Annotated in this window: 21 protein-coding genes and 1 tRNA gene; 16 read left to right on the top strand and 6 right to left on the bottom strand. The window is 58.7% G+C overall.

The genetic code is table 11. From position 1 onward, the window contains the following. Window positions 1–281: 281 nt before the first annotated feature. The 4 genes from rdgB (at window position 282) to ACZ9XP_RS12030 (ending at window position 3,522) form a co-directional block, all read left to right on the top strand. Window positions 282–878 (top strand): RdgB/HAM1 family non-canonical purine NTP pyrophosphatase, encoded by a 597-nt coding sequence (gene rdgB, locus ACZ9XP_RS12045; protein WP_026108092.1) that lies wholly within the window; start codon window positions 282–284, stop codon window positions 876–878. Next, complete coding sequence (gene hemW, locus ACZ9XP_RS12040; RefSeq protein ID WP_147689026.1) at window positions 875–2,128, top strand: radical SAM family heme chaperone HemW; 1,254 nt, start codon at window positions 875–877, stop codon at window positions 2,126–2,128. The genes rdgB and hemW overlap by 4 nt, the downstream gene beginning before the upstream one ends. Beyond that, a complete protein-coding gene (locus tag ACZ9XP_RS12035; protein ID WP_017509644.1) occupies window positions 2,128–2,514 on the top strand; it encodes a RidA family protein in 387 nt (128 codons plus the stop codon). Before hemW ends, ACZ9XP_RS12035 begins: the two co-directional genes overlap by 1 nt. A gap of 225 nt (window positions 2,515–2,739) precedes the next feature. Next, window positions 2,740–3,522 carry a hypothetical protein gene (locus ACZ9XP_RS12030; protein ID WP_465188504.1) on the top strand — a complete coding sequence of 261 codons (783 nt, stop codon included), beginning with the start codon at window positions 2,740–2,742 and terminating at the stop codon, window positions 3,520–3,522. Window positions 3,523–4,325: 803 nt separating this feature from the next. Here ACZ9XP_RS12030 and sstT read toward each other — a convergent pair. After that, a complete protein-coding gene (gene sstT, locus ACZ9XP_RS12025) occupies window positions 4,326–5,576 on the bottom strand; it encodes a serine/threonine transporter SstT (RefSeq protein WP_147689025.1) in 1,251 nt (416 codons plus the stop codon). A gap of 337 nt (window positions 5,577–5,913) precedes the next feature. On the opposite strand from sstT, the gene ACZ9XP_RS12020 reads away from it, so the two are divergent. The 3 genes from ACZ9XP_RS12020 to recG all read left to right on the top strand — a co-directional run bounded on the left by ACZ9XP_RS12020 (window position 5,914) and on the right by recG (window position 9,568). Next, window positions 5,914–6,759, top strand: a complete 846-nt coding sequence (locus tag ACZ9XP_RS12020) for a PhzF family phenazine biosynthesis protein (protein WP_147689024.1) — start codon at window positions 5,914–5,916, stop codon at window positions 6,757–6,759. Window positions 6,760–6,986: 227 nt separating this feature from the next. After that, complete coding sequence (locus ACZ9XP_RS12015) at window positions 6,987–7,418, top strand: DUF2147 domain-containing protein (protein ID WP_147689023.1); 432 nt, start codon at window positions 6,987–6,989, stop codon at window positions 7,416–7,418. A gap of 101 nt (window positions 7,419–7,519) precedes the next feature. Further along, window positions 7,520–9,568 (top strand): ATP-dependent DNA helicase RecG, encoded by a 2,049-nt coding sequence (gene recG, locus ACZ9XP_RS12010; RefSeq protein ID WP_465188503.1) that lies wholly within the window; start codon window positions 7,520–7,522, stop codon window positions 9,566–9,568. Window positions 9,569–9,652: 84 nt separating this feature from the next. Here recG and ACZ9XP_RS12005 read toward each other — a convergent pair whose 3' ends face one another. From ACZ9XP_RS12005 to pstS, 5 genes are all read right to left on the bottom strand, one after another. Beyond that, window positions 9,653–11,101: an inorganic phosphate transporter gene (locus tag ACZ9XP_RS12005; RefSeq protein ID WP_147689021.1), complete on the bottom strand. Its 1,449-nt coding sequence runs from the start codon at window positions 11,099–11,101 to the stop codon at window positions 9,653–9,655. 221 nt (window positions 11,102–11,322) lie between these two features. Further along, complete coding sequence (gene pstB, locus ACZ9XP_RS12000) at window positions 11,323–12,087, bottom strand: phosphate ABC transporter ATP-binding protein PstB (RefSeq protein WP_017509637.1); 765 nt, start codon at window positions 12,085–12,087, stop codon at window positions 11,323–11,325. A 12-nt stretch (window positions 12,088–12,099) separates the two neighbouring features. After that, window positions 12,100–12,963: a phosphate ABC transporter permease PstA gene (pstA, locus tag ACZ9XP_RS11995; protein WP_147689063.1), complete on the bottom strand. Its 864-nt coding sequence runs from the start codon at window positions 12,961–12,963 to the stop codon at window positions 12,100–12,102. Between the two features lie 57 nt (window positions 12,964–13,020). Beyond that, on the bottom strand, window positions 13,021–13,983 hold the full coding sequence (gene pstC, locus ACZ9XP_RS11990; protein WP_147689020.1) for a phosphate ABC transporter permease subunit PstC: 963 nt from the start codon (window positions 13,981–13,983) through the stop codon (window positions 13,021–13,023). Window positions 13,984–14,059: 76 nt separating this feature from the next. Beyond that, window positions 14,060–15,097 (bottom strand): phosphate ABC transporter substrate-binding protein PstS, encoded by a 1,038-nt coding sequence (gene pstS / locus ACZ9XP_RS11985; protein ID WP_147689019.1) that lies wholly within the window; start codon window positions 15,095–15,097, stop codon window positions 14,060–14,062. A gap of 151 nt (window positions 15,098–15,248) precedes the next feature. Here pstS and tpiA point away from each other — a divergent pair, with 151 nt between their 5' ends. The 9 genes from tpiA to nuoF all read left to right on the top strand — a co-directional run bounded on the left by tpiA (window position 15,249) and on the right by nuoF (window position 20,996). Next, window positions 15,249–15,995 carry a triose-phosphate isomerase gene (tpiA, locus tag ACZ9XP_RS11980; protein WP_147689018.1) on the top strand — a complete coding sequence of 249 codons (747 nt, stop codon included), beginning with the start codon at window positions 15,249–15,251 and terminating at the stop codon, window positions 15,993–15,995. 1 nt (window position 15,996) lies between these two features. Continuing rightward, the gene (gene secG, locus ACZ9XP_RS11975) at window positions 15,997–16,338 is read left to right on the top strand and encodes a preprotein translocase subunit SecG (protein ID WP_465188502.1); all 342 of its coding nucleotides are present in this window, start codon (window positions 15,997–15,999) and stop codon (window positions 16,336–16,338) included. Window positions 16,339–16,351: 13 nt separating this feature from the next. Next, window positions 16,352–16,437, top strand: a tRNA-Leu gene (locus ACZ9XP_RS11970). 91 nt (window positions 16,438–16,528) lie between these two features. Then, a complete protein-coding gene (gene ndhC, locus ACZ9XP_RS11965) occupies window positions 16,529–16,885 on the top strand; it encodes an NADH-quinone oxidoreductase subunit A (RefSeq protein WP_017509631.1) in 357 nt (118 codons plus the stop codon). After that, a complete protein-coding gene (locus ACZ9XP_RS11960; protein WP_017509630.1) occupies window positions 16,876–17,352 on the top strand; it encodes a NuoB/complex I 20 kDa subunit family protein in 477 nt (158 codons plus the stop codon). The genes ndhC and ACZ9XP_RS11960 overlap by 10 nt, the downstream gene beginning before the upstream one ends. 9 nt (window positions 17,353–17,361) lie before the next feature. Then, window positions 17,362–17,955 (top strand): NADH-quinone oxidoreductase subunit C, encoded by a 594-nt coding sequence (locus ACZ9XP_RS11955; RefSeq protein WP_147689016.1) that lies wholly within the window; start codon window positions 17,362–17,364, stop codon window positions 17,953–17,955. Continuing rightward, window positions 17,948–19,201 carry an NADH-quinone oxidoreductase subunit D gene (locus tag ACZ9XP_RS11950; RefSeq protein WP_147689015.1) on the top strand — a complete coding sequence of 418 codons (1,254 nt, stop codon included), beginning with the start codon at window positions 17,948–17,950 and terminating at the stop codon, window positions 19,199–19,201. The genes ACZ9XP_RS11955 and ACZ9XP_RS11950 overlap by 8 nt, the downstream gene beginning before the upstream one ends. Beyond that, window positions 19,201–19,701, top strand: a complete 501-nt coding sequence (nuoE, locus tag ACZ9XP_RS11945) for an NADH-quinone oxidoreductase subunit NuoE (protein WP_017509627.1) — start codon at window positions 19,201–19,203, stop codon at window positions 19,699–19,701. The genes ACZ9XP_RS11950 and nuoE overlap by 1 nt, the downstream gene beginning before the upstream one ends. Then, window positions 19,701–20,996: an NADH-quinone oxidoreductase subunit NuoF gene (gene nuoF, locus ACZ9XP_RS11940; protein WP_147689014.1), complete on the top strand. Its 1,296-nt coding sequence runs from the start codon at window positions 19,701–19,703 to the stop codon at window positions 20,994–20,996. The genes nuoE and nuoF overlap by 1 nt, the downstream gene beginning before the upstream one ends. Window positions 20,997–20,999 lie beyond the last annotated feature (3 nt).

The raw sequence follows: 20,999 nt of genomic DNA, 5'->3' as shown, positions 1-20,999 counted from the left end.
TGTCACGCAGTCCTTGTAAGATAGCCCTGTCATCCCGTGCCCGGTTCGCCGGGCCCAGGCTGCCGACAAGGTGCCAATCCAGGTCTTGCCGGACCCGGCACCGCCGGGCCGCACCGCAACGTACCTGAGTTCGCAGCCTTCCTGTTTACAAGTCCCCCCCTGTTTGCCCGGCAATCAGGGTGGGGCATCAATCTGCGCCCGGCTTGCCGGGCTTTTGGGTTTTATGGCGAGTACCCCTGCCAACAGCAAGGTTGGCCGCAGTACCCGCCCCGGAGCAAAGCATGATCAATAAACTGGTACTGGCCAGCAATAATGCCGGCAAGCTCAAAGAATTTGCTGCCCTGCTGGCCCCGCTGGGCATCGAGGTCATTCCGCAGGGCCGTCTGAACGTGCCCGAATGCCCCGAGCCGCACTATACCTTTCTGGAAAACGCGCTGGAAAAAGCCCGCCACGCCAGCCATGTGACCGGCCTGCCGGCACTGGCCGACGATAGCGGCATCTGCGTGGAAGCACTGGGCGGCAAGCCCGGCGTGCTGTCGGCGCGCTACGCTGGCGAGCCCAAATCGGACGAGCGCAATAACGCCAAGCTGGTAGAAAAACTGCAGGGTAAAGACAACCGTCGCGCCTATTACTACTGCGTGCTGGTGTTGGTACGCCACGCCGACGACCCGCAGCCGCTGGTGGTAGACGGCGCCTGGTACGGTGAGGTGGTGGACACCCCGTCCGGCAACGGCGGCTTTGGTTACGACCCGCACTTCTGGCTGCCCTCGCACGGCTGCACCGTGGCGGACCTGCCGGCCGACGCCAAGAACGCCATCAGCCACCGTGGCCAGGCCATGCAGGCGCTGCTGGCCAAGCTGCAGGCGCAACTGGCATGAGCGTGATCGATCTGTCTGCGCTCAAAGGCGGCCTCAAAGAGCTGCCGCCGCTGTCGCTCTACATCCACTTCCCCTGGTGCGTAAAGAAATGCCCGTACTGCGACTTCAACTCGCACGAGTTCAAGCCGCAGGACGGCAGCATCGCCATCCATGACGCGGCCAACGTTGGCCGCAACGGCATAGGGCAGGGCTTTGACGAGATGGCCTACGTGGACACGCTGCTGCGCGACTTCGAGCTGAGCCTGCCCGCCATCTGGGGCCGCCCCATCACCACTATCTTTATGGGTGGCGGCACCCCCAGCCTGTTCAGCCCGCAGGCCATGGACGCGCTGCTGTCCGGTCTGCGCGCCCGTGCGCGTATCCACCCGGACGCCGAAATCACCATGGAGGCCAACCCAGGCACCTTCGAGCTGGAACGCTTTGCCGGCTACCGCGCGGCGGGCATAAACCGCCTGTCCATCGGTATCCAGAGCTTTGACCCCGGCCACCTCAAAGCGCTGGGCCGCATCCACGACGGCGACGAAGCCCGCCGCGCGGTAGAGATCGCGCTGACGCACTTCGATAACGTGAACCTGGACCTGATGTACGCGCTGCCGCAGCAAACGCTGGCGCAGGCGCTGGCCGACATCGATACCGCCATCGGCTACGGCGTGAGCCACATCTCGGCCTACCACCTCACCATCGAGCCCAACACCCTGTTTGCCGTGCAGCTGCCGGCCAACCTGCCGGACGACGACCTGTCGGCCGATATGCAAGAGGCCATCGAGGCGCGGCTGGAGGCCGCCGGCTACGTGCACTACGAAACGTCGGCCTTCGGCAAGCCCGGCCGCTTTGCGCGCCACAACGTCAACTACTGGCAGTTTGGCGACTACGTCGGCATCGGTGCCGGTGCGCACGGCAAGATCAGCGCCCACGACGGCATCGTGCGCGAGATGCGCTACAAGCAGCCGGCGGCCTATATCCAGGCGGTAGCCGACGGCCAGCCGGTGCACACCCGTAACAAGGTTGGCCGCAAAGACCTGCCGTTCGAGTTCATGATGAACCTGCTACGCCTCACTGGCGGCTTTGAAAGCAGACTGTTCACCGAGCGCACCGGTTTGCCGGTATCCTGTATCCAATCACAATTGCAGCAAGCACTGGCCGAGGGTCTGATCGAACAGGACCTTACCCACATCCGCCCCACGCTGAAGGGCCAGCGCTTTCTGAACGAACTGTTAACCCTGTTCCTGCATGAAGAAGGAGAAGTCTGATGGCAAAAGAAATCATCCATACCGATAAAGCCCCGGCCGCAATCGGCGCCTACTCGCAAGCCGTGAAAGCCGGCAACACCGTGTACCTGTCCGGCCAGATCCCGCTGGACCCGGCCACCATGACCGTGGTGGAAGGCGGTTTTGCTGCTGAAACCCACCAGATGTTCAAAAACCTGCAAGCCGTGTGCGAAGCCGCCGGCGGCAGCCTGGACCAGATCGTGAAGCTGAATGCCTTCCTGACCGACCTGTCCAACTTTGGCACTTTCAACGAAATCATGGGCCAGTACTTCAGCCAGCCGTTCCCGGCCCGCGCCGCCATCGGGGTGGCCAGCCTGCCTAAAGGCGTACAGGTAGAAGCCGACGCCGTGATGGTGCTGGGCGAGTAAGCTTTTACCTCGTGGTGACAAACAAAAAGCGGCCTGCGGGCCGCTTTTTGTTTGCGCTAGTGGAGGTGGGGTTGGCCGCAGGGCGGAGTCATTATGGTTTTGACATGATGGTAATTGGCGAGTACGCTGCCTGATATTGATGGAAATTAACGGCTTTCAGTGCATTTATGTTGTAGTGTCACGGTGGATAAAAAGCTGAATATACATTTGGAGGTGATAAGCACAATGGCTGGTACAGTTAATCAATATGGCCTTGGTCGTTATATTCCAAGTGATATAAAACAAATGATTAGACAGCGCTGTGGTTTTGGTTGTGTTATATGTGGAACAGCATTTTATGACTATGAGCATTTTGATCCTGAGTTCAAACATGCTAAGGAGCATAATCCTGAAGGTATGACTTTGTTGTGTTCTCAGTGTAATCAAGATAGAGCACGAGGACGACTATCCGCATATACTGTTGCCAAAGCAAATAAAAATCCAAAATGCCTGCAGAAAGGATTCTCTAATCAGTTTTTTGATTTTTGGGATAAGCCAATAGAAGTATTTTTTGCTGGCTCAAGATTTTTTGACTGCAAAAATATTATTGTAATTAATGAATATCCCATTTTGTCCATATTGCCCCCGGTGTCATTGGGCATGCCAATGCGGTTGGCGGGTCTGTTAACCGATGGGTGCGGTAAGGAGGTGATTTGGATAAAAGAGAATGAGTTTGCACTCAACTCTGATACTTGGGATATTGAGTGTGTAGGTCCTCTGATAACTGCTAGGAGCGGGAAGGGAGATGTTTGTTTAAGAATTAGATTGCAGCCTCCATCAGCAATTGTAATAGAGCGGGTCGAAATGCTTTTTTCTGGTGTCAGGTTGTCTGGCAATGAAAATGAGCTAAGACTGTCTCTTGATGGCAAAGGCTGGAGTACTATAGCAAGCTGTAGTGTGGAGAGTTGTTATACAGGGTTATCGTTAAGCAATGGGAGACCTGCAGCTGCTAATGATCCAGTATTCTAAATGTCACGATGGGCTGGAATAAAGTCCCGCGTTTATCATGGATCTTCACCGCATCGCGGCCAACCTTTTTGTTTTGTGGTGCCGCTGCGCGGCAGATGAACATGCCGCTGTCCGCGCGGCGGCGGGGTACTTTCTTTTGCGTCGCCAAAAGAAAGTACCCAAAAAAAAGGCGACCCGGGGCTGCTCGAAACCCCGTGCCAAACGGCCCGCCCCAGGCGCCGCCGAACTCGTCCCTCGCTAGCGGCTCGGAACTCAAACAAATCGGCGTCTTAAAACCTGGGGCAAACCGTTTGGCCCGGCTCGCGCCAACGGGGCAGGGTGGCATCGGTGCGGTTCTATTAATTGACTAGTTTGTGTGCTTTGGGCCTTGAATGCTTTTGTAGTCTTAAAAGCTTGGCCGTAAACATTTGCTTTACTGCGGCCAACCTTGTGCAGCGACCCTGTGCCCCCTTGGGGAGCGCCGGTAAAAAGCCCACCGCAAGGTTTTAAGCAGCCGATTTGTTTGAGCCCGGAGCCGTTAGCGTAGGGCGAGTTCGGCAGCGCCTTGCGGTGGGCTTTTTGCCGGGGTTTCGCGGACCGCGGGGGCGAGGGGGGATGAAAGGGGGCGGCGACCCGCCCCCTTCCCGTCAGCCGGGCGGAACCGGCTGTAATTATTATCCGCGAAGCGGATTCCAGACCTTTCATGTTGTCGCACGACAAAATTAAATGCGACCAACCTTGCACCGCTTGCCCGCGTTACCCACAAAAAAGCCCGCTCATTCGAGCGGGCTTTGGCTTGCTGGCTGTATGGCCAATAAAAACGATCAGCCGTTCTGGCGTGCCAGCTGTGGCGCATCTGCGTGCACGTCGCCGGCGGCGATGCAGGCGGCGGCGGTGAACAGCACGTCGGTGGAGCTGTTCAGTGCGGTTTCGGCCGAATCCTGTACCACGCCGATGATGAAGCCGACGGCGACCACTTGCATGGCCACGTCGTTGCTGATGCCGAACAGGCTGCACGCCATGGGGATCAGCAGCAGCGAGCCGCCAGCTACGCCGGAGGCGCCGCAAGCGGCGACGGTGGACAGCACCGACAGCAACAGGGCGGTGGGCACATCGACATGGATACCCAGTGTATGCACGGCGGCCAGGCTCAGTACCGAGATGGTGATGGCAGCACCGGCCATATTGATGGTGGCACCCAGCGGGATGGACACGGCGTAGGTGTCTTCATTCAGGCCCAGTTTCTTGCACAAGTTCATGTTCACCGGGATGTTGGCCGCCGAGCTGCGAGTGAAGAAGGCGGTGACGCCGCTTTCGCGCAGGCAGGTGAAGACCAACGGGAACGGGTTGCGGCGGATGGTCAGGCCGACGATCAGCGGGTTCACCACCAGCGCGATGAACAGCATGGCGCCCACCAGTACCAGCAGCAGCTTGCTGTAACCCAGCAGCGCCGACAGGCCGGTGGTGGCTACCGCTTCGGCTACCAGGCCGAATACGCCGATCGGGGCAAAGCGGATGATCACGCCCACGATGCGCGACACGCCATCGGCCAACTCGTTCAGCAGGGTTTTGGTGCTGTCGCTGGCGTGATGCAGTGCCATGCCCAGCGCGACGGCCCAGGTGAGGATGCCGATATAGTTGCCGGTAGCGATGGCGTTGATCGGGTTATCCACAATCTGGAATACCAGGTTATTCAGCACCTGGCCAATACCGCCTGGCGGCGTGGTGCCGGTCGCGGCAGCCACCAGTTGCAGCGTGGAGGGGAAGGCAAAGCTGGCCAACACGCCGGTAACGGCGGCCAGGAAGGTGCCCAGCAGGTACAGGGTGAGTACCGGGCGCATATTGGTTTGCACGCCCTGCTTTTTATTGGCAATGGCGCTGGCCACCAGCACGAATACCAGCACCGGTGCCACGGCCTTCAGGCCTTTGACGAACAGGCTGCCCAGGAAGGTCAGCGATTTGGCGGTATCGGGGGCAACGCTGGCCACGGCAATACCGGCCAGCAAACCGATCACGATCTGCAGCACGATGCTGCCGTTCATGATGCGGTGGATCAGGGTAGGGTTCTGCTGCATAGGGGTTCCACGGTTCTGTCGTTATAGGTATCTGGCATGCCTGCGGGCGCGCCGGGCTGGCTTGCGGCCAACCTCCAAGACGATTCAAAACTGCAGAACAATCAAACGGGTAACGCCGTACAAGCAACAGCGCGCGCAGTGTAGCAAATTTTTATTGGTGACAGAATCCTGTATCCAAAAGCTGTCAACTGTCACCATTGTCAGCCTGGTAAAAACAATCTGTTTACCTGCGCCCGCTTTATGCAGCTGTTACCAGCATGGCCTAATGGTGGCTGACCAGTTTGCGCCCCGTTTGCCTGCCGTGTCGCAGGCCAACGCCAGCCCCAAGGAGCCCCGCATGCGCCAGCTTTACCCTTACCAGATCGTGAATGTGTTTGCCGAAAGCCGCTTTGGCGGCAACCCGCTGGCGGTGTTTACCGATGCCACGGGCCTGTCCGATGCCGACATGCAGCTGATTGCACGGCAGTTCAACCTGTCCGAGACGGTGTTCATCCACCCCGGCGACGATGCCGCGCTGGCCAGCTTGCGCATCTTCACCCCCAGCTACGAGCTGCCGTTTGCCGGCCACCCCACGATTGGTAGCGCAGCGGTGCTGCACGCGCTGCGCCAGCCGGGCGACGCCTTTACGCTGCGTACGCAGGCCGGGCTGATTCCGATCACACTCAACGATGGTGTGTTCCGCCTGACTGCCGTGGCTGCCACGCAGCGTGCGGCCAACGTTGGCCGCGCCGACGCCGCCGCCATGCTGGGGCTGGACGAGGCCGACATTGCTCTAGCGCCGGTGTGGGTGAATGCCGGCAGCGAGCAAATGCTGATCCGCCTGGCCAGCCGCGACGCAGTGCTGCGTGCCCGCCCGGACCATGCCCTGTTTACGCGCCACGCCACGCTGCGCCCTGGCCGTAGCGTGGCTTACCTGTGGTACCAGGCCGACGGCGTGGCCACGGTGCGGCTGTTCTTTGAACAGCAGGGTAGCGTGATCGAAGACCCGGGTACCGGCAGCGCCTGCGCCAACCTGGGCGGCTGGTGCGCGCTGAACGGCCTGGCGCCGCTGTCGTGGCGCATCGAGCAGGGTGCTGCCATTGCGCGCCCCAATGTGCTGTATCTGGACGTGGCGGCCGATGGCAGTGTGCAGGTAGGCGGCAAAGTACAAGCGGTGGCCGACGGGGTATTCACCTTGCCCTAAGGCCAGGTGTTTCCCACAATAAAGGCAGCCGCGGCTGCCTTTTTGTCTTTTGCCGCGACCCCGGCGTTGCGAATACGCCCGTGGCGGCCACCGCTGGCCGGCCAGCCATTGACGCTGCCCCGGTGCGCTGATAGCTTTCTGCGCTACGGCTAGAGCCGTAGCTCGAAACAGGCGTTTGATGGCATGAGGGGTGCCGGACGCCCAAAACACAATACGAGGGAGTACAGATGAAGACATTTGCAAAACTGGCCGCAGTCACCGCCCTGACCCTGTGCAGCAGCCTGGCGCTGGCCGCCGGCGCGGGTGGTACCTGGAAAACCATCGATGACGAAACCAAGCAAGCCAAGGCGCTGGTGGAAATCACCGAAGCGGCCAATGGCGAGCTAAGTGGCAAGATCATCAAACTGTTTGCCAACCCCGATGCGGTCTGCGACAAGTGCGAAGGCGCATTGAAAGGCAAGCCGGTCGTGGGCATGACCATCCTCACCGGACTGAAAAAAGATGGTGACGGCTGGGAAGGCGGCAAGATCCTGGACCCGAAATCGGGCAAGGTCTACAGCGCCAAAGCCAAGCTGGCCGATGCAGGCAAAAAGCTGGAAGTACGTGGCTTCCTGGGCGTGGCACTGCTGGGCCGTACCCAGACTTGGGAACGCCAGTAAGCGCGCTGCGCAGCCTTAGCCTGGCGGCTGGCTAGCGGCCGGGTTGTTATCGAAGCGGGATGGCTTGTGCCATCCCGTTTTGCATTGGGTACAATCGCAGCATGAACGCTACCGTCGACATCGCCAGCCAGCCCATCGTGGCGGCCGCCGCCACCGCCAAAAGGCTGGAAAAGCTGGGCCTGACCCGCCGTTTCGACCTGGTGCTGCACCTGCCGCTGCGCTACGAGGATGAAACCCACCTCTACCCCATACAGCAGGCGCCGTACGGCCAGGCGGTACTGGTGGAGGGCGAGGTGACCCACTGCGAGGTGCAGTTCCGCCCGCGCCGCCAGCTGGTGGCGCAAATCGAAGACAAAAGCGGCAAGCTGGTGCTGCGCTTCATCCACTTCTACCCCAATACCCAGCAGGCGCTGGCCAAAGGCCGCCGCGTGCGTGCGTTGGGCGAGGTGCGGCGCGGGTTCTTTGGCGACGAGATGGTGCACCCCAAGCTGCGCGAGGTGCACGAGGGCGACCCGCTGGCCGACAGCCTTACGCCGGTCTACCCCACGGTCAATGGCCTGTCGCAGCCGGTGCTGCGGCGGCTGATCCACGCCGAACTCAAGGCGCAGCCCATCCCCGAAACCCTGCCCGACGAAGTGCGTCGCCGCCTGGGGCTGATGCCGCTGGCCGACGCCGTTCACCTGCTGCACCGCCCCGGGCCGGAGTATTCCGCTACCCAGCTGACCGACGGCAACCTGCCGGCCTGGCAGCGGTTGAAATTTGACGAGCTGCTGGCACAGCAGCTGTCCATGCGCCTGGCCTACCGCGCACGGCGCGAGGGCAGCGCGCCGGTGATTCAGGGTGACGGTAGCCTGCGTACGCAGCTGGCGGCCAACCTGCCATTTGCGCTGACCGGCGCGCAGCAAAAAGTGCTGGGCGAGATCGTGGCCGACCTGGCGCAGCCGCACCCGATGAACCGCCTGCTGCAAGGCGACGTGGGCAGCGGCAAGACCATTGTGGCCGCCATGGCTGCGCTGGCGGCGATCGAGGCGGGGTTTCAGGTAGCGCTGATGGCGCCCACCGAGATCCTGGCCGAGCAGCACTACGTGAAGTTGGCCGCATGGCTGGCACCACTGGGCATCAATGTGGCGTGGCTATCCGGCAGCCTGCGCAAGAAAGCACGTGGGGAGATGGCGGCCAAGATTGCCAGCGGCGAGGCGCGACTGGCGGTAGGTACCCATGCGCTGTTCCAGGACGATGTGGCGTTCGACCGCTTGGGGTTGGTGATTGTCGATGAACAGCACCGCTTTGGCGTGGGCCAGCGCCTGGCGTTGCAGCAAAAAGGTGCCGAGCCGCACCAGCTGATGATGTCGGCCACGCCGATACCGCGCACGCTGGCCATGAGCTTCTACGCCGATCTGGATGTGTCGGTGATTGACGAGCTGCCGCCGGGGCGCACGCCTATCGTGACCAAGCTGATCAGCGCCGAGCGCCGCGACGAGGTGGTGCGTTTTGTGGACAAAGCCTGCCGCGAGGGCAACCAGGTGTACTGGGTGTGCCCGCTGATCGAAGAGTCGGAAACCCTGCAGCTGCAAACGGCGGTGGATACCCACGTGGTGCTGCAGCAGGATCTGCCGCAATGGGGCGTGGGCCTGGTGCACGGCCGCATGAAGGCCGCAGAGAAGGCCGAGGTGATGGGGCAGTTCATCCGCAACGAGCTGCAGCTACTGGTGGCCACCACGGTGATCGAGGTGGGCGTGGATGTGCCCAACGCCAGCCTGATGGTGATCGAGCACGCCGAGCGGATGGGCCTGGCCCAGCTGCACCAGCTGCGCGGCAGGGTAGGGCGCGGCGCGGCCAAGTCCACCTGCGTGCTGCTGTTTGATACCCCGCTGTCGGAGCTGGCCAAGGCGCGGTTGAAGGTGATTTATGAAAACACCGACGGTTTCGAGATCGCCCGTCAGGACTTGAACATCCGCGGCCCCGGCGAGTTTCTGGGGGCGCGCCAGAGCGGCCTGCCCATGCTGCGTTTTGCCGACCTGGAGGTGGATATCGAGCTGCTGGAAGCCGCCCGCGAGCTGGCACCGCAGCTGCTGCAACGTTGGCCGCAATACGCTCAGGCGCATCTGCAGCGCTGGCTGGCGGGCAGGGCGCATTTTCTGAAAGCGTAGTGGCGCTGGCGGCCAAGCTGGCCGGCGTGTAGACATGAAAAAAGGCTGCCGGTTGGCAGCCTTTTGCATGATGGCAGTGGGTGTTTACACGAACAGTTTCACGCCAAAGTAGTACAGGGTAATGGCCAGGCCCATGCTCACCGGCAGGGTCAGCACCCAAGTCGTGAGGATGGTCTTCACGGTACTCATCTGTACACCGGAGCGGTTCACCAGCATGGTACCGGCTACCGCGCTGGACAGAATCTGCGTGGTGGATACCGGTGCGCCGATGGCGCTGGCCAGGCCAATGGACACTGCCGACATGGTTTGTGCCGCCATGCCCTGCGCGTAGGTCATGTCCTGCTTGCCGATCTTGGCACCTACGGTGTTCACCACACGTTTCCAGCCCACCATGGTACCCAGGCCGATGGCCAGTGCTACGGCAACGATCACCCAGGTCGGGGCGTATTCGGTGGTGGCAGACAGGTCTTTCTGGATGCCTTTCAGCTGCTTCTGGTCTACTTCATTAATGCCGGCGACCTTGCCGATTTTCTTGGCTGCATCGCCCAGGCAGATCAGCTGGGTACGTACGTTCCAGCGCTTGTCTTCTGGCAGCTGCTGGAAGGATTTGGCATCGCCAATAGCAGACAGCAGCTCGCCGGTTTCGTCGATGACCTTGGAAACATCACACTTGTGCGAGTTGCTGGCCGGGTATTTGGCATCGATGATGGCCTGGTTGCGCTGGTACAGCTCTTTCAGCTGCACGGCGGCAATCTTGGTGTGCTCGATCTGGATCGGCTCGGCGTCCAGGTTCACCACAAAGTGGGCCGGTGCCAGCGCAATCAGTACCAGCATCACCAGGCCAACACCTTTCTGACCGTCGTTGGAGCCGTGGGTAAAGCTCATGCCCATGGACGACACGATCAGCATGAAGCGCGCCCAGAATGGCGGGTGTTTGCGGCCTTCGATCTGCTGGCGCTGGAACGGAGACTTGTGAATATTGGACAGCGGGCGCAGCTTCAGCAGGGTAAACAGCATCAGGCCTGCCAGGCCGGCACCGAACAGCGGCGACATGAACAGCGACACAAACACGTCGATGGCCTTGCTCCAGTTGATACCGTTGGACAGCGAGTCGCCGGTGATCAGCGCATTGCCCACGCCCACACCCAGAATGGCACCAATCAGGGTATGCGAGCTGGACGCCGGGATGCCGAAGTACCAGGTACCCAGGTTCCACAGGATGGCGGAGGTCAGCAGGGCAAACACCATCACCATGCCTTGGGCAGAGTTGATGTTCAGCAGCAGGTCGGTGGGGATCAGGTTAACAATGGCGTAAGCCACGGCCAGACCGCCAAAGAACACCCCCAGGAAGTTGAACAGACCGGACAGCATTACGGCGGTCTGCGGCTTCATGGACTGGGTGTAGATAACGGTCGCTACCGCATTGGCGGTATCGTGGAAACCGTTGATGAATTCAAAAGCCAGGACAAAGGCCACCGAGAGAACCAGGGTGACTGCCAGCGTAGTGTCGAGCCCCGAGAGGAGTTCCAGCATGATGATGTGCAGTGCGTTATCAGAAAGGCGGGATTCTTGGGCTTTGCAGATGACACGTCAAGAGTTTGTAATAATCTTTTTTTGCCTTATCAAGATCCGGTCAGATTTGTCTTTTCGGGCTTGACAAAGGCGTATTATTTTTTGTCGTAGCTGGTTGATTTTAAAAAGGAAAAAAGCCCTTCGGCGCAGGCCGTAAGGGCTTTGTAATAAAACAGTAATAATCAGCCAAATTTGCCGGTGATGTAGTCTTCTGTTTCCTTGCGCTTCGGTGCGGTGAAGATGCCGTCTGTTTCGCCAAACTCCACCAGCTCGCCCAGATACATGTAGGCAGTGTAGTCGGACACACGCGCCGCTTGCTGCATGTTGTGGGTCACGATGGCAATGGTGTAGTCCTGCTTCAGTTCGTGGATCAGCTCTTCGATGTGGCCGGTAGAAATTGGGTCCAGGGCCGAAGTCGGTTCGTCCAGCAGCAGCACTTCCGGGCGGGTGGCTACGGCGCGGGCGATACACAGGCGCTGTTGCTGGCCGCCGGACAGCGAGTTACCGCTTTGCTTGAGCTTGTCTTTGACTTCGTTCCACAGCGCCGCTTTGCGCAGTGCCCACTCTACGCGGTCGTCCATTTCGGCTTTGGACAGGCTCTCGTACAGCTTCACGCCAAAAGTAATGTTGTCGTAGATGGACATCGGGAACGGCGTCGGCTTCTGGAACACCATGCCCACTTTGGCGCGCAGCATGTTCACGTCCACGCTCTTGGCCAGCAGGTTTTGCGAATCCAGAATGATTTCGCCTTCTGCGCTCATGCCCGGGTACAGCTCGAACATGCGGTTGAAGGTGCGCAGCAGGGTAGACTTGCCGCAGCCGGACGGGCCGATAAAGGCAGTGACCTGGCCTGCGGGAATATCCAGGTTGATATTCTTCAGCGCGTGAAATTTGCCGTAGTAAAAGTTCAGGTTTTTGACCTGGAGCTTGATGGCGTTAGTAGTCATGGTCGTCAAGCCTTAATGAGTAGAGTTGTTTTTGCTGGCAAACCAGCGGGCCAGAATGTTCAGGGTAAGGACGCTGAAGGTAATCAGCAGGGCGCCAGCCCAAGCCAGTGCGTGCCAGTCTTCGTACGGGCTCATGGCAAACTGGAAGATCACGATCGGCAGGTTGGCCATCGGCTGGTTCATATTGCTCCAGAACTGGTTGTTCAGGGCAGTGAACAGCAGCGGCGCGGTTTCACCGGAAATACGGGCTACAGCCAGCAAGATGCCGGTAATCACGCCAGCCTTGGCGGCACGCAGCGTCACGTACATGATGACTTTCCACTGCGGTGCGCCCAGGGCAATGGCGGCTTCGCGCAGGCTATTGGGCACCAGGCGCAGCATGTTTTCGGTAGTACGCACCACCACCGGGATCACCAGCAGCGCCAGAGCCATGGAGCCTGCCCAGCCAGAGAAGTGGCCCACGCTAACCACATAGACTTCATACACGAACAGGCCGATCACGATGGACGGGGCCGACAGCAGAATGTCGTTGATGAAGCGGGTTGCCGGCGCCAGCCAGCCGCGCTCGCCGTATTCGGCCAGGTAGATACCGGCCAGAATGCCGATCGGGGTGCCGAACAGGATGCCAAAGAAGGTCATCTGCAGCGAGCCGGCAATGGCGTTGGCCAGGCCGCCAGCCGAGCCCGGCGGCGGGGTGATCTGGGTAAAGACATCGGTCGACAGGCCGGACAGGCCATGTTGCAGCAGTGTCCAGAGAATCCAGAACAGCCAGAACAGGCCAAAGCCCATGGCCAGGGTGGCGGCCAGCATGTTGAAGCCGTTGACCAGGCGACGACGTGCGTAGATGGCGTTATTGCGTTGTGTAGACTGTGACATAACCTTGATCGCTTTCTCGGAGCCGATAGCTTGGCTGGTGCTCATGACGGGTTCCGATCAGGAAGAGCGGCCTTCCTGCTTCTTCAGCTGCAGCAACAGCAGCTTGGAGCAGGACAGCACGACAAAGGTAATAAAGAACAGGATCAGGCCCAGCTGGATCAGCGAGGACAGATACAGTTCACCGTTGGCCTCGGCAAACTCGTTCGCCAGCGTGGAGGCAATGGAGTTGCCGGCTTCAAACAGGCCGGTAGCGAAAATGGACGAGTTACCGATAACAAAGGTCACCGCCATGGTTTCGCCCAGGGCACGGCCCAGCCCCAGCATGATGCCGCCTACCACACCGGTTTTGGTGTAGGGCAGGACCACGTAGCGTACGACTTCCCAGGTAGTGCCACCCAGGCCGTAAGCAGACTCTTTCAGCATCGGCGGCACCACTTCAAACACGTCTCGCATCACCGAGGCAATGAACGGTATCACCATGATGGCCAGGATCAGGCCGGCGGTGAAAATGCCGATACCCATGGGCGCACCCTGGAACAGGAAGCCCACCAGCGGCAGGTCACCCATGTTTTCCAGGATCCATGGCTGTACGTGTTCACCAAACAGCGGGGCAAACACAAACAGGCCCCACATGCCGTAAATGATGGACGGGATACCTGCCAGCAGCTCTACCGCAATCCCCAGCGGGCGCTTCAGCAACGGTGGGCACAGCTCGGTCAGGAAGATGGCAATGCCAAAGCTGATGGGCACGCCAATCAGCAGGGCAATAAACGAGGTGACCAGGGTGCCGAAGATGGGCACCACGGCGCCAAACTGTTCGGTTACCGGGTCCCACTCGCTGCTGGTGAGAAAGCCCCAGCCGAAGTGGCGAATGCTCGGCATGGCGCCGATCAGCAGCGAAATCAGGATGCCGATGAGCATGGCCAATACCAGGAAGGCAAAGAAGCGGGTTGCCACCCGGAAGACCGAGTCAAGCAGCATCTGGCGTTTCAGATGGGCTGAGTACTGATTATTTTCCATGGGAAATCTCTAAGCGCTTGCAGACAAAAAGCCGGGAACGGGTCCCCGGCCTGCGTTGCTTGATGCCTGTCAGGCATTATTTCCAGATCGGGGCGCCGGAGGCGTCGGTGATCTGTTTCCAGCTATTGCGAATGGTAGTTTTCACATTAGCTGGCATTGGCACGTAGTCCAGTTGGGTGGCAATGGCATCGCCGTTGCTGTAGGCCCAATCGAAGAATTTCAGCGATTCGGTACCCTGGGCTGGTTTGTCTTGTTTCTTGTGCATCAGGATGAAGGTCGCGCCAGACAGCGGCCAGGTGTCTTTGCCCGGCTGGTTGGTCAGAATCAGGTAGAAGCCTGGCGCTTTAGCCCAGTCAGCGTTGGCCGCAGCGGCCTTGAAGGTGCTGTCATCCGGGTTCACGTAAGCACCGGAGGCATTCTGCATCTGGGTGTGGGCAATCTTGTTCTGTTTGGCGTAGGCGTATTCCACGTAGCCAATGGCACCCTTGATGCGGGTTACATAGTTGGCTACGCCTTCGTTGCCTTTACCACCGACACCGACAGTCCATTTCACTGCAGTGTTGGCACCGACGGTGCTGTTCCACTCCGGGGATACCTTGGACAGGTAGTTGGTGAAGATGAAAGTGGTGCCGGAGCCGTCAGAGCGGCGTACGACGGTGATTTTCTGGTCTGGCAGTTTGACGCCCGGGTTCAGCTTGGCGATAGCGGCATCGTTCCAGTTGGCAATTTTGCCCAGGTAGATGTCAGCCAGCAGCGGGCCGGTCAGTTTCAGTTGGCCGGCAGCAATGCCTGGCACGTTGATGACCGGTACTACACCACCGATCACGGTCGGGAACTGGGTCAGGCCGGCTTTATCCAGCTCTTCCGGTTTCAGTGGCATGTCGGAAGCGCCGAAATCCACGGTTTTCGATTGAATCTGTTTGATACCACCACCGGAACCGATGGACTGGTAGTTCATGTTGTTGTTGGTCTTGGCTTTGTAAGCCTCGGCCCATTTGGCGTACAGCGGATACGGGAAGGTAGCGCCGGCGCCAGTGATATCTGCCGCAAACGCGTGGCCTGCTACAAAACCGGAAAAAGCCAGAGTGGCGACCAGGCGGGTAGTGTGTTTCATTGCGTGCTCCAAAGTTTAACGGCGTGTTTCGATGGAGTGCATCGTAATGCTTGGTGATTTCAGAAATATTACAGTTCGTCACATTGCAGCCGGTGGGGTTGGCGCGGGTATAATCCGCCCATTCTTAATGGTTCACCAAAGGTAGGGCGCGATGAATAGCAAGCTGGTAATTGGCAACTGGAAGATGAACGGGCGAACTGCGGCCAACCAGGCTCTGGTGGCGGGCATGCTGGCCGATGCCGACATCAATCGCGCCGGTGTGGGTATTGCTGCCCCCGACATCTATCTTTCACAGCTGGCTACTATGCTGCAAGGTAGCCAGATGGCGGTGGCGGCGCAGGATGTCAGCCGTTTTGCCCATGATGGTGCGTTTACTGGCGAAACCAGTGCTGACATGCTGGCTGATCTGGGCTGTCGCTATGTATTGGTAGGCCATTCCGAGCGCCGGCAGTATTTTGGCGAGGATAATGCCGCGCTGTCTGCCAAGCTGCAGGCGGTGGTAGCCGCCGGTATGGTACCGGTGCTGTGCGTGGGTGAGACCCTGGCACAGCGGGAGGCCGGACAGGTAGAGGCAGTAATTGCTCAGCAACTGGAAGCCTTGGCTGCTATAAATGGACAGCACTATGTCGTAGCGTACGAGCCGGTCTGGGCCATTGGTACCGGCAAGGTGGCAACTATCGAACAAATAGACGAAGTGCATAAGCAGATCCTGGATGTCGTGTTGCAATGCTATGGTGCGTCTGATAGTATTCGCGTCCTCTACGGCGGAAGCGTCAAAGCAGACAATGCGGACGCAATCCTGTCGCTGGCAAGTGTCGGTGGCGCCTTGGTTGGTGGTGCGTCCCTCGAGGTTAACGGATTTGGCAAGATTTGCCAGGCTGCTAAAAAGTTGATATAGTATGGAACTCTTGAATACGTTTGCACTTGTCGCGCTTTTGATTTCTGCGCTGGCAATTATCGTCCTTGTCTTGATGCAGCATGGCAAGGGGGCTGATATGGGAGCTGCCTTTGGTGGTGGTTCTTCGGGAAGTCTTTTTGGTGCAAGCGGTTCCGCTAATTTCCTGAGCAGGGCAACCGCCGTGTCGGCTGCTGTGTTCTTTTCGATGTTGATGTTGATCAGTTATTTGCATGTCGCAAACGACAGCAAGCTTGGTGTAATGGATTCGACCATCGAAAAAGCGACATCGCAAATCCCGGGCGGTGCTGCTAAGGGTAATGCCTCCGGCGTGATTCCGGAATAAAAGTTAAAATTGTGCCGACATGGTGAAATTGGTAGACACGCTATCTTGAGGGGGTAGTGGCCGTAGGCTGTGTGAGTTCGAGTCTCACTGTCGGCACCACATTCAAAAAACAGGCCGCCGGGATTCCGGTGGCCTGTTTTGTTTGGAGTCAAGGGGGTCTGTCCTCCTTTCTTTTAGGGGTGTGCGGGAAATGCTGCAAAATTACTTTCCCATTCTGTTGTTTGTCGTCGTCGGCCTCTTGGTCGGGGTAGGTCCGCTGGTTCTGGGCTGGTTGCTCGCACCTAATAGACCTGATCCTGAGAAACTGTCTCCTTATGAGTGCGGTTTTGAAGCCTTCGAAGACGCACGAATGAAGTTTGATGTCAGGTATTACCTGATAGCCATTCTTTTTATCCTTTTCGATCTCGAGGTCGCATTTCTGGTTCCTTGGGCGGTCGTATTTAAGGAATTGGGCGTGTACGGCTTTGGCGTCATGCTGGAATTCCTGACCGTTCTGACACTTGGCTTTATTTACATGTGGAAAAAAGGAGCGCTGGAATGGGAGTAGAAGGCATTCTCGAAAAGGGTTTTGTCACTACCACTGCTGACAAGCTGATCAACTGGACGCGTACCGGCTCGCTGTGGCCCATGACGTTCGGCCTGGCTTGTTGTGCCGTAGAGATGATGCACGCTGGTGCAGCCCGCTACGACTTGGACCGCTTCGGTATCGTATTCCGCCCAAGCCCGCGTCAGTCTGACCTGATGATTGTGGCCGGCACCCTGTGCAACAAGATGGCACCCGCCCTGCGCAAGGTTTACGACCAGATGGCCGAGCCGCGCTGGGTTATCTCCATGGGTTCCTGTGCCAACGGTGGTGGCTACTACCACTATTCTTATTCTGTCGTGCGCGGCTGCGACCGCATCGTGCCGGTAGATGTCTATGTTCCAGGCTGTCCTCCTACTGCAGAAGCCCTGCTGTACGGCATCATTCAGCTGCAGAACAAGATCAAGCGTACCAATACCATCGCCCGCTGAGGTAAAACCATGTCATTGAAAATGGAAGAGCTCAAGTCGGCGGTTGAACAGGTGCTCGGCGAAAAGCTGGTTAGCGCCAAGATCGCGCTGGACGAGCTGACGATTGTCTGTAAATCCGCTGATACGCTTTCTGTGATGACGTCGCTGCGTGACAACGCTGCGTTGTCGTTCGAGCAGTGCATCGATATCTGCGGTATGGACTACAGCACCTATAAAGACGAGCCGCAAGATGGCCCGCGCTTTGCCGTTGTCTACCACCTGCTTTCCCTGACGCATAACACCCGCATCCGCGTGCGCATTTTTGCCGAGGACGACAGCTTTCCTGTTGTGCCTAGCGTGAATGACATCTGGTCTGCGGCCAACTGGTTCGAGCGCGAAGCGTTCGACCTGTTTGGTATCGTATTTGAAGGCCACCCGGACCTTCGCCGCTTGCTGACCGACTACGGTTTCGTCGGCCACCCGTTCCGCAAGGACTTCCCGGTGTCCGGCCATGTGGAAATGCGTTATGACGCAGCCCAGCAGCGCGTTATCTACCAGCCTGTAACCATCGAGCCGCGCGAAATTACGCCGCGTATCGTCCGCGAGGAGAACTACGGTGGCTGAAATCCGTAACTACACGCTGAACTTTGGCCCGCAGCACCCGGCCGCGCACGGTGTATTGCGCCTGGTTCTGGAGCTGGATGGTGAAGTGGTACAGCGTGCCGACCCGCATATCGGTCTGCTGCATCGCGGCACCGAGAAACTGGCTGAAAGCAAGACCTTCATCCAGTCCCTGCCTTACATGGATCGTCTGGACTACGTGTCCATGATGTGTAACGAGCACGCTTATTGCCTGGCCATCGAAAAACTGATGGGTATCGAGGTGCCGGAGCGTGCGCAGTACATTCGTGTCATGTTTGCCGAGATCACTCGCGTACTGAACCACTTGCTGTGGATCGGTGCGCACTCCATCGATATCGGTGCCATGACCATGTTCCTGTACGCTTTCCGTGAGCGTGAGGACCTGATGGATTGCTACGAAGCCGTATCCGGTGCCCGTCTGCACGCAGCCTACTTCCGTCCGGGCGGTGTGTATCGCGACCTGCCAGATAGCATGCCGCAGTACAAGGCTTCCAAAATCCGCAATGCCAAAGAAATCGCGCGCCTGAACGCTACCCGTGCCGGCACCATGCTCGATTTCATTGAAGATTTCACCCAGCGCTTCCCGGCCTGTATCGATGATTACGAAACCCTGCTGACAGATAACCGTATCTGGAAACAGCGTACCGTAAACATCGGTATCGTTACGCCTGAACGCGCCAAGAACCTGGGTATGACTGGCCCGATGTTGCGTGGTTCCGGTATTGCGTGGGATCTGCGCAAGACCCAGCCATACGACGTGTACGACCGCATGGACTTTGACGTGCCGGTAGGCGTAACAGGCGACTGCTACGACCGTTACCTGGTGCGCGTAGAAGAAATGCGCCAGTCCAACCGCATCATCGCGCAGTGCGTGAAGTGGCTGAAAGCCAACCCGGGTCCGGTCATTACTGACAACCACAAGGTGGCACCGCCTAGCCGTGAAGGCATGAAGTCGAATATGGAAGAACTGATCCATCACTTCAAGCTGTTCACCGAAGGCATGCACGTACCGGAAGGCGAAGCTTACGCTGCGGTAGAGCATCCGAAAGGCGAGTTCGGTATCTATCTGGTGTCCGATGGCGCCAACAAGCCATACCGCCTGAAGATTCGTGCCCCTGGCTACGCCCACCTGGCCAGCCTGGATGAAATGTCGCGTGGCCACATGATTGCCGACGTGGTGGCCATCATTGGTACTCAGGATATCGTGTTTGGGGAGATTGACCGCTGATGTTATCCGCAGAATCGCTAGCCAAGATTGATCGCGAACTGGCCAAGTACCCAGCCGATCAATTCCGTTCCGCGGCCATGTCGGCGCTGCGCATTGCGCTGACCGAACGCCGCGAAACGGGGGCAACGCCAGAAGAGCGTTGCCTGAACGCCGACGTGATCGAGTTCGTGGCCAACTACATCGGCATTCCGCCGGTAGCCGCTTACGAAGTCGCCACGTTCTACAACATGTACGACATGAAGCCGGTAGGCAAGTACAAGATCACGGTCTGTACCAACCTGCCATGCGCGCTGCAAGGCGGCGTGAACGCTGCCCAGTACATCTCCGGCAAGCTGGGTATCGCCCTGGGCGAAACCAGTGCCGACGGCAAGTACACCTTGCTGGAAGGGGAGTGCATGGGTGCTTGTGGTGATGCACCGGTACTGCTGCTGAACAACCACAAGATGTGCAGCTTCATGACCCCTGAAGCCATCGATAAAAAACTGGCGGAGTTGGAATAATGGCAGTCTTCGTCAATGGTGTGATTTTCGAGGGGGTGGATACCCACGCCCCGGATTGCTGGCGCATCGATGCCTATATGGCTCGTGGTGGCTACCAGGCGCTGAAAAAGATCCTGGAAGCCAATATGCCGCAGGAAGACGTGATTGCCGAGGTGAAAAGCTCCGGTCTTCGCGGTCGCGGCGGCGCTGGTTTCCCTACCGGCCTGAAGTGGAGCTTCATGCCACGTTCCTTCCCGGGTGACAAGTACGTCGTCTGCAATACAGATGAAGGCGAACCGGGTACTTTCAAGGACCGTGACATTCTGCTGTACAACCCGCACGCGCTGATCGAAGGCATGATCATCGCCGGCTACGCCATGGGTTGCAAAGCCGGTTACAACTACATTCACGGTGAAATCTTCGAAGCCTACGAGCTGTTCGAAGAGGCGCTGGATGAGGCTCGCAAGGCCGGTTTCCTGGGTGAAAAAATCCTGGGCACCGACTTCAGCTTCGACCTGTTTGCCCACCACGGTTATGGCGCCTACATCTGTGGTGAGGAAACCGCGCTGCTGGAATCGCTGGAAGGCAAAAAAGGCCAGCCACGCTTCAAGCCGCCATTCCCGGCCAGCTTCGGCCTGTACGGCAAGCCAACCACCATCAACAACACCGAATCGTTTGCGTCGGTGCCGTTCATCATTCGCGACGGCGGCCAGAAATTCCTGGAAGCCGGCAAGCCGAATAACGGTGGTACCAAGCTGTTCTCGATCTCCGGCCACGTAAACCGTCCGGGTAACTACGAGATCCCGCTGGGCACCCCGTTTGCCACCCTGCTGGAAATGGCTGGCGGCATGAAAGACGGCAAGAAGCTGAAAGCGGTGATCCCGGGTGGTTCGTCTGCCCCGGTACTGCCAGGCGACGTGATGATGGGCCTGACCATGGATTACGACAGCATCTCCAAAGCCGGCTCCATGCTGGGTTCGGGGGCCGTGATCGTGATGAACGAAGATGTCTGCATGGTAAAAGCGCTGGAGCGTCTGGCTTACTTCTACCACGAAGAATCTTGCGGTCAGTGCACCCCGTGCCGTGAAGGCACCGGCTGGCTGTACAAGGTCATCCATCGCATTGCCAACGGCGAAGGCCGCCCAGGCGATCTTGAGTTGCTGGACTCGGTAGGCAACAACATGGCAGGCCGCACCATCTGCGCCCTGGCCGATGCCGCTGTGTTCCCGGTTCGTAGCTTCACCAAACACTTCCGCAATGAGTTCGAGTACCTCATCGAGCACAAGAAGTCTTTGGTGGATCACAAATGGTGTTGAGCG

This window comes from Vogesella perlucida (assembly GCF_979366545.1).
Note: the sequence above shows the minus strand (reverse complement) of the source record. Positions and strands in the feature narration are given on the sequence as shown.

What these genes read in the sequence shown, in the direction of transcription:
- recG (WP_465188503.1), top strand. Translation starts at nt 7,520, where the DNA reads ATGAACGCTACCGTCGACATCGCCAGCCAGCCCATCGTGGCGGCCGCC.
- ACZ9XP_RS12035 (WP_017509644.1), top strand. Translation starts at nt 2,128, where the DNA reads ATGGCAAAAGAAATCATCCATACCGATAAAGCCCCGGCCGCAATCGGC.
- nuoF (WP_147689014.1), top strand. Translation starts at nt 19,701, where the DNA reads ATGGCAGTCTTCGTCAATGGTGTGATTTTCGAGGGGGTGGATACCCAC.
- ACZ9XP_RS11955 (WP_147689016.1), top strand. Translation starts at nt 17,362, where the DNA reads ATGTCATTGAAAATGGAAGAGCTCAAGTCGGCGGTTGAACAGGTGCTC.
- ACZ9XP_RS11960 (WP_017509630.1), top strand. Translation starts at nt 16,876, where the DNA reads ATGGGAGTAGAAGGCATTCTCGAAAAGGGTTTTGTCACTACCACTGCT.
- pstC (WP_147689020.1), bottom strand. Translation starts at nt 13,983, where the DNA reads ATGGAAAATAATCAGTACTCAGCCCATCTGAAACGCCAGATGCTGCTT.
- nuoE (WP_017509627.1), top strand. Translation starts at nt 19,201, where the DNA reads ATGTTATCCGCAGAATCGCTAGCCAAGATTGATCGCGAACTGGCCAAG.
- pstS (WP_147689019.1), bottom strand. Translation starts at nt 15,097, where the DNA reads ATGAAACACACTACCCGCCTGGTCGCCACTCTGGCTTTTTCCGGTTTT.
- sstT (WP_147689025.1), bottom strand. Translation starts at nt 5,576, where the DNA reads ATGCAGCAGAACCCTACCCTGATCCACCGCATCATGAACGGCAGCATC.
- ndhC (WP_017509631.1), top strand. Translation starts at nt 16,529, where the DNA reads ATGCTGCAAAATTACTTTCCCATTCTGTTGTTTGTCGTCGTCGGCCTC.
- ACZ9XP_RS12005 (WP_147689021.1), bottom strand. Translation starts at nt 11,101, where the DNA reads ATGCTGGAACTCCTCTCGGGGCTCGACACTACGCTGGCAGTCACCCTG.
- ACZ9XP_RS12030 (WP_465188504.1), top strand. Translation starts at nt 2,740, where the DNA reads ATGGCTGGTACAGTTAATCAATATGGCCTTGGTCGTTATATTCCAAGT.
- ACZ9XP_RS12020 (WP_147689024.1), top strand. Translation starts at nt 5,914, where the DNA reads ATGCGCCAGCTTTACCCTTACCAGATCGTGAATGTGTTTGCCGAAAGC.
- rdgB (WP_026108092.1), top strand. Translation starts at nt 282, where the DNA reads ATGATCAATAAACTGGTACTGGCCAGCAATAATGCCGGCAAGCTCAAA.
- pstA (WP_147689063.1), bottom strand. Translation starts at nt 12,963, where the DNA reads ATGTCACAGTCTACACAACGCAATAACGCCATCTACGCACGTCGTCGC.
- secG (WP_465188502.1), top strand. Translation starts at nt 15,997, where the DNA reads ATGGAACTCTTGAATACGTTTGCACTTGTCGCGCTTTTGATTTCTGCG.
- ACZ9XP_RS12015 (WP_147689023.1), top strand. Translation starts at nt 6,987, where the DNA reads ATGAAGACATTTGCAAAACTGGCCGCAGTCACCGCCCTGACCCTGTGC.
- hemW (WP_147689026.1), top strand. Translation starts at nt 875, where the DNA reads ATGAGCGTGATCGATCTGTCTGCGCTCAAAGGCGGCCTCAAAGAGCTG.
- pstB (WP_017509637.1), bottom strand. Translation starts at nt 12,087, where the DNA reads ATGACTACTAACGCCATCAAGCTCCAGGTCAAAAACCTGAACTTTTAC.
- tpiA (WP_147689018.1), top strand. Translation starts at nt 15,249, where the DNA reads ATGAATAGCAAGCTGGTAATTGGCAACTGGAAGATGAACGGGCGAACT.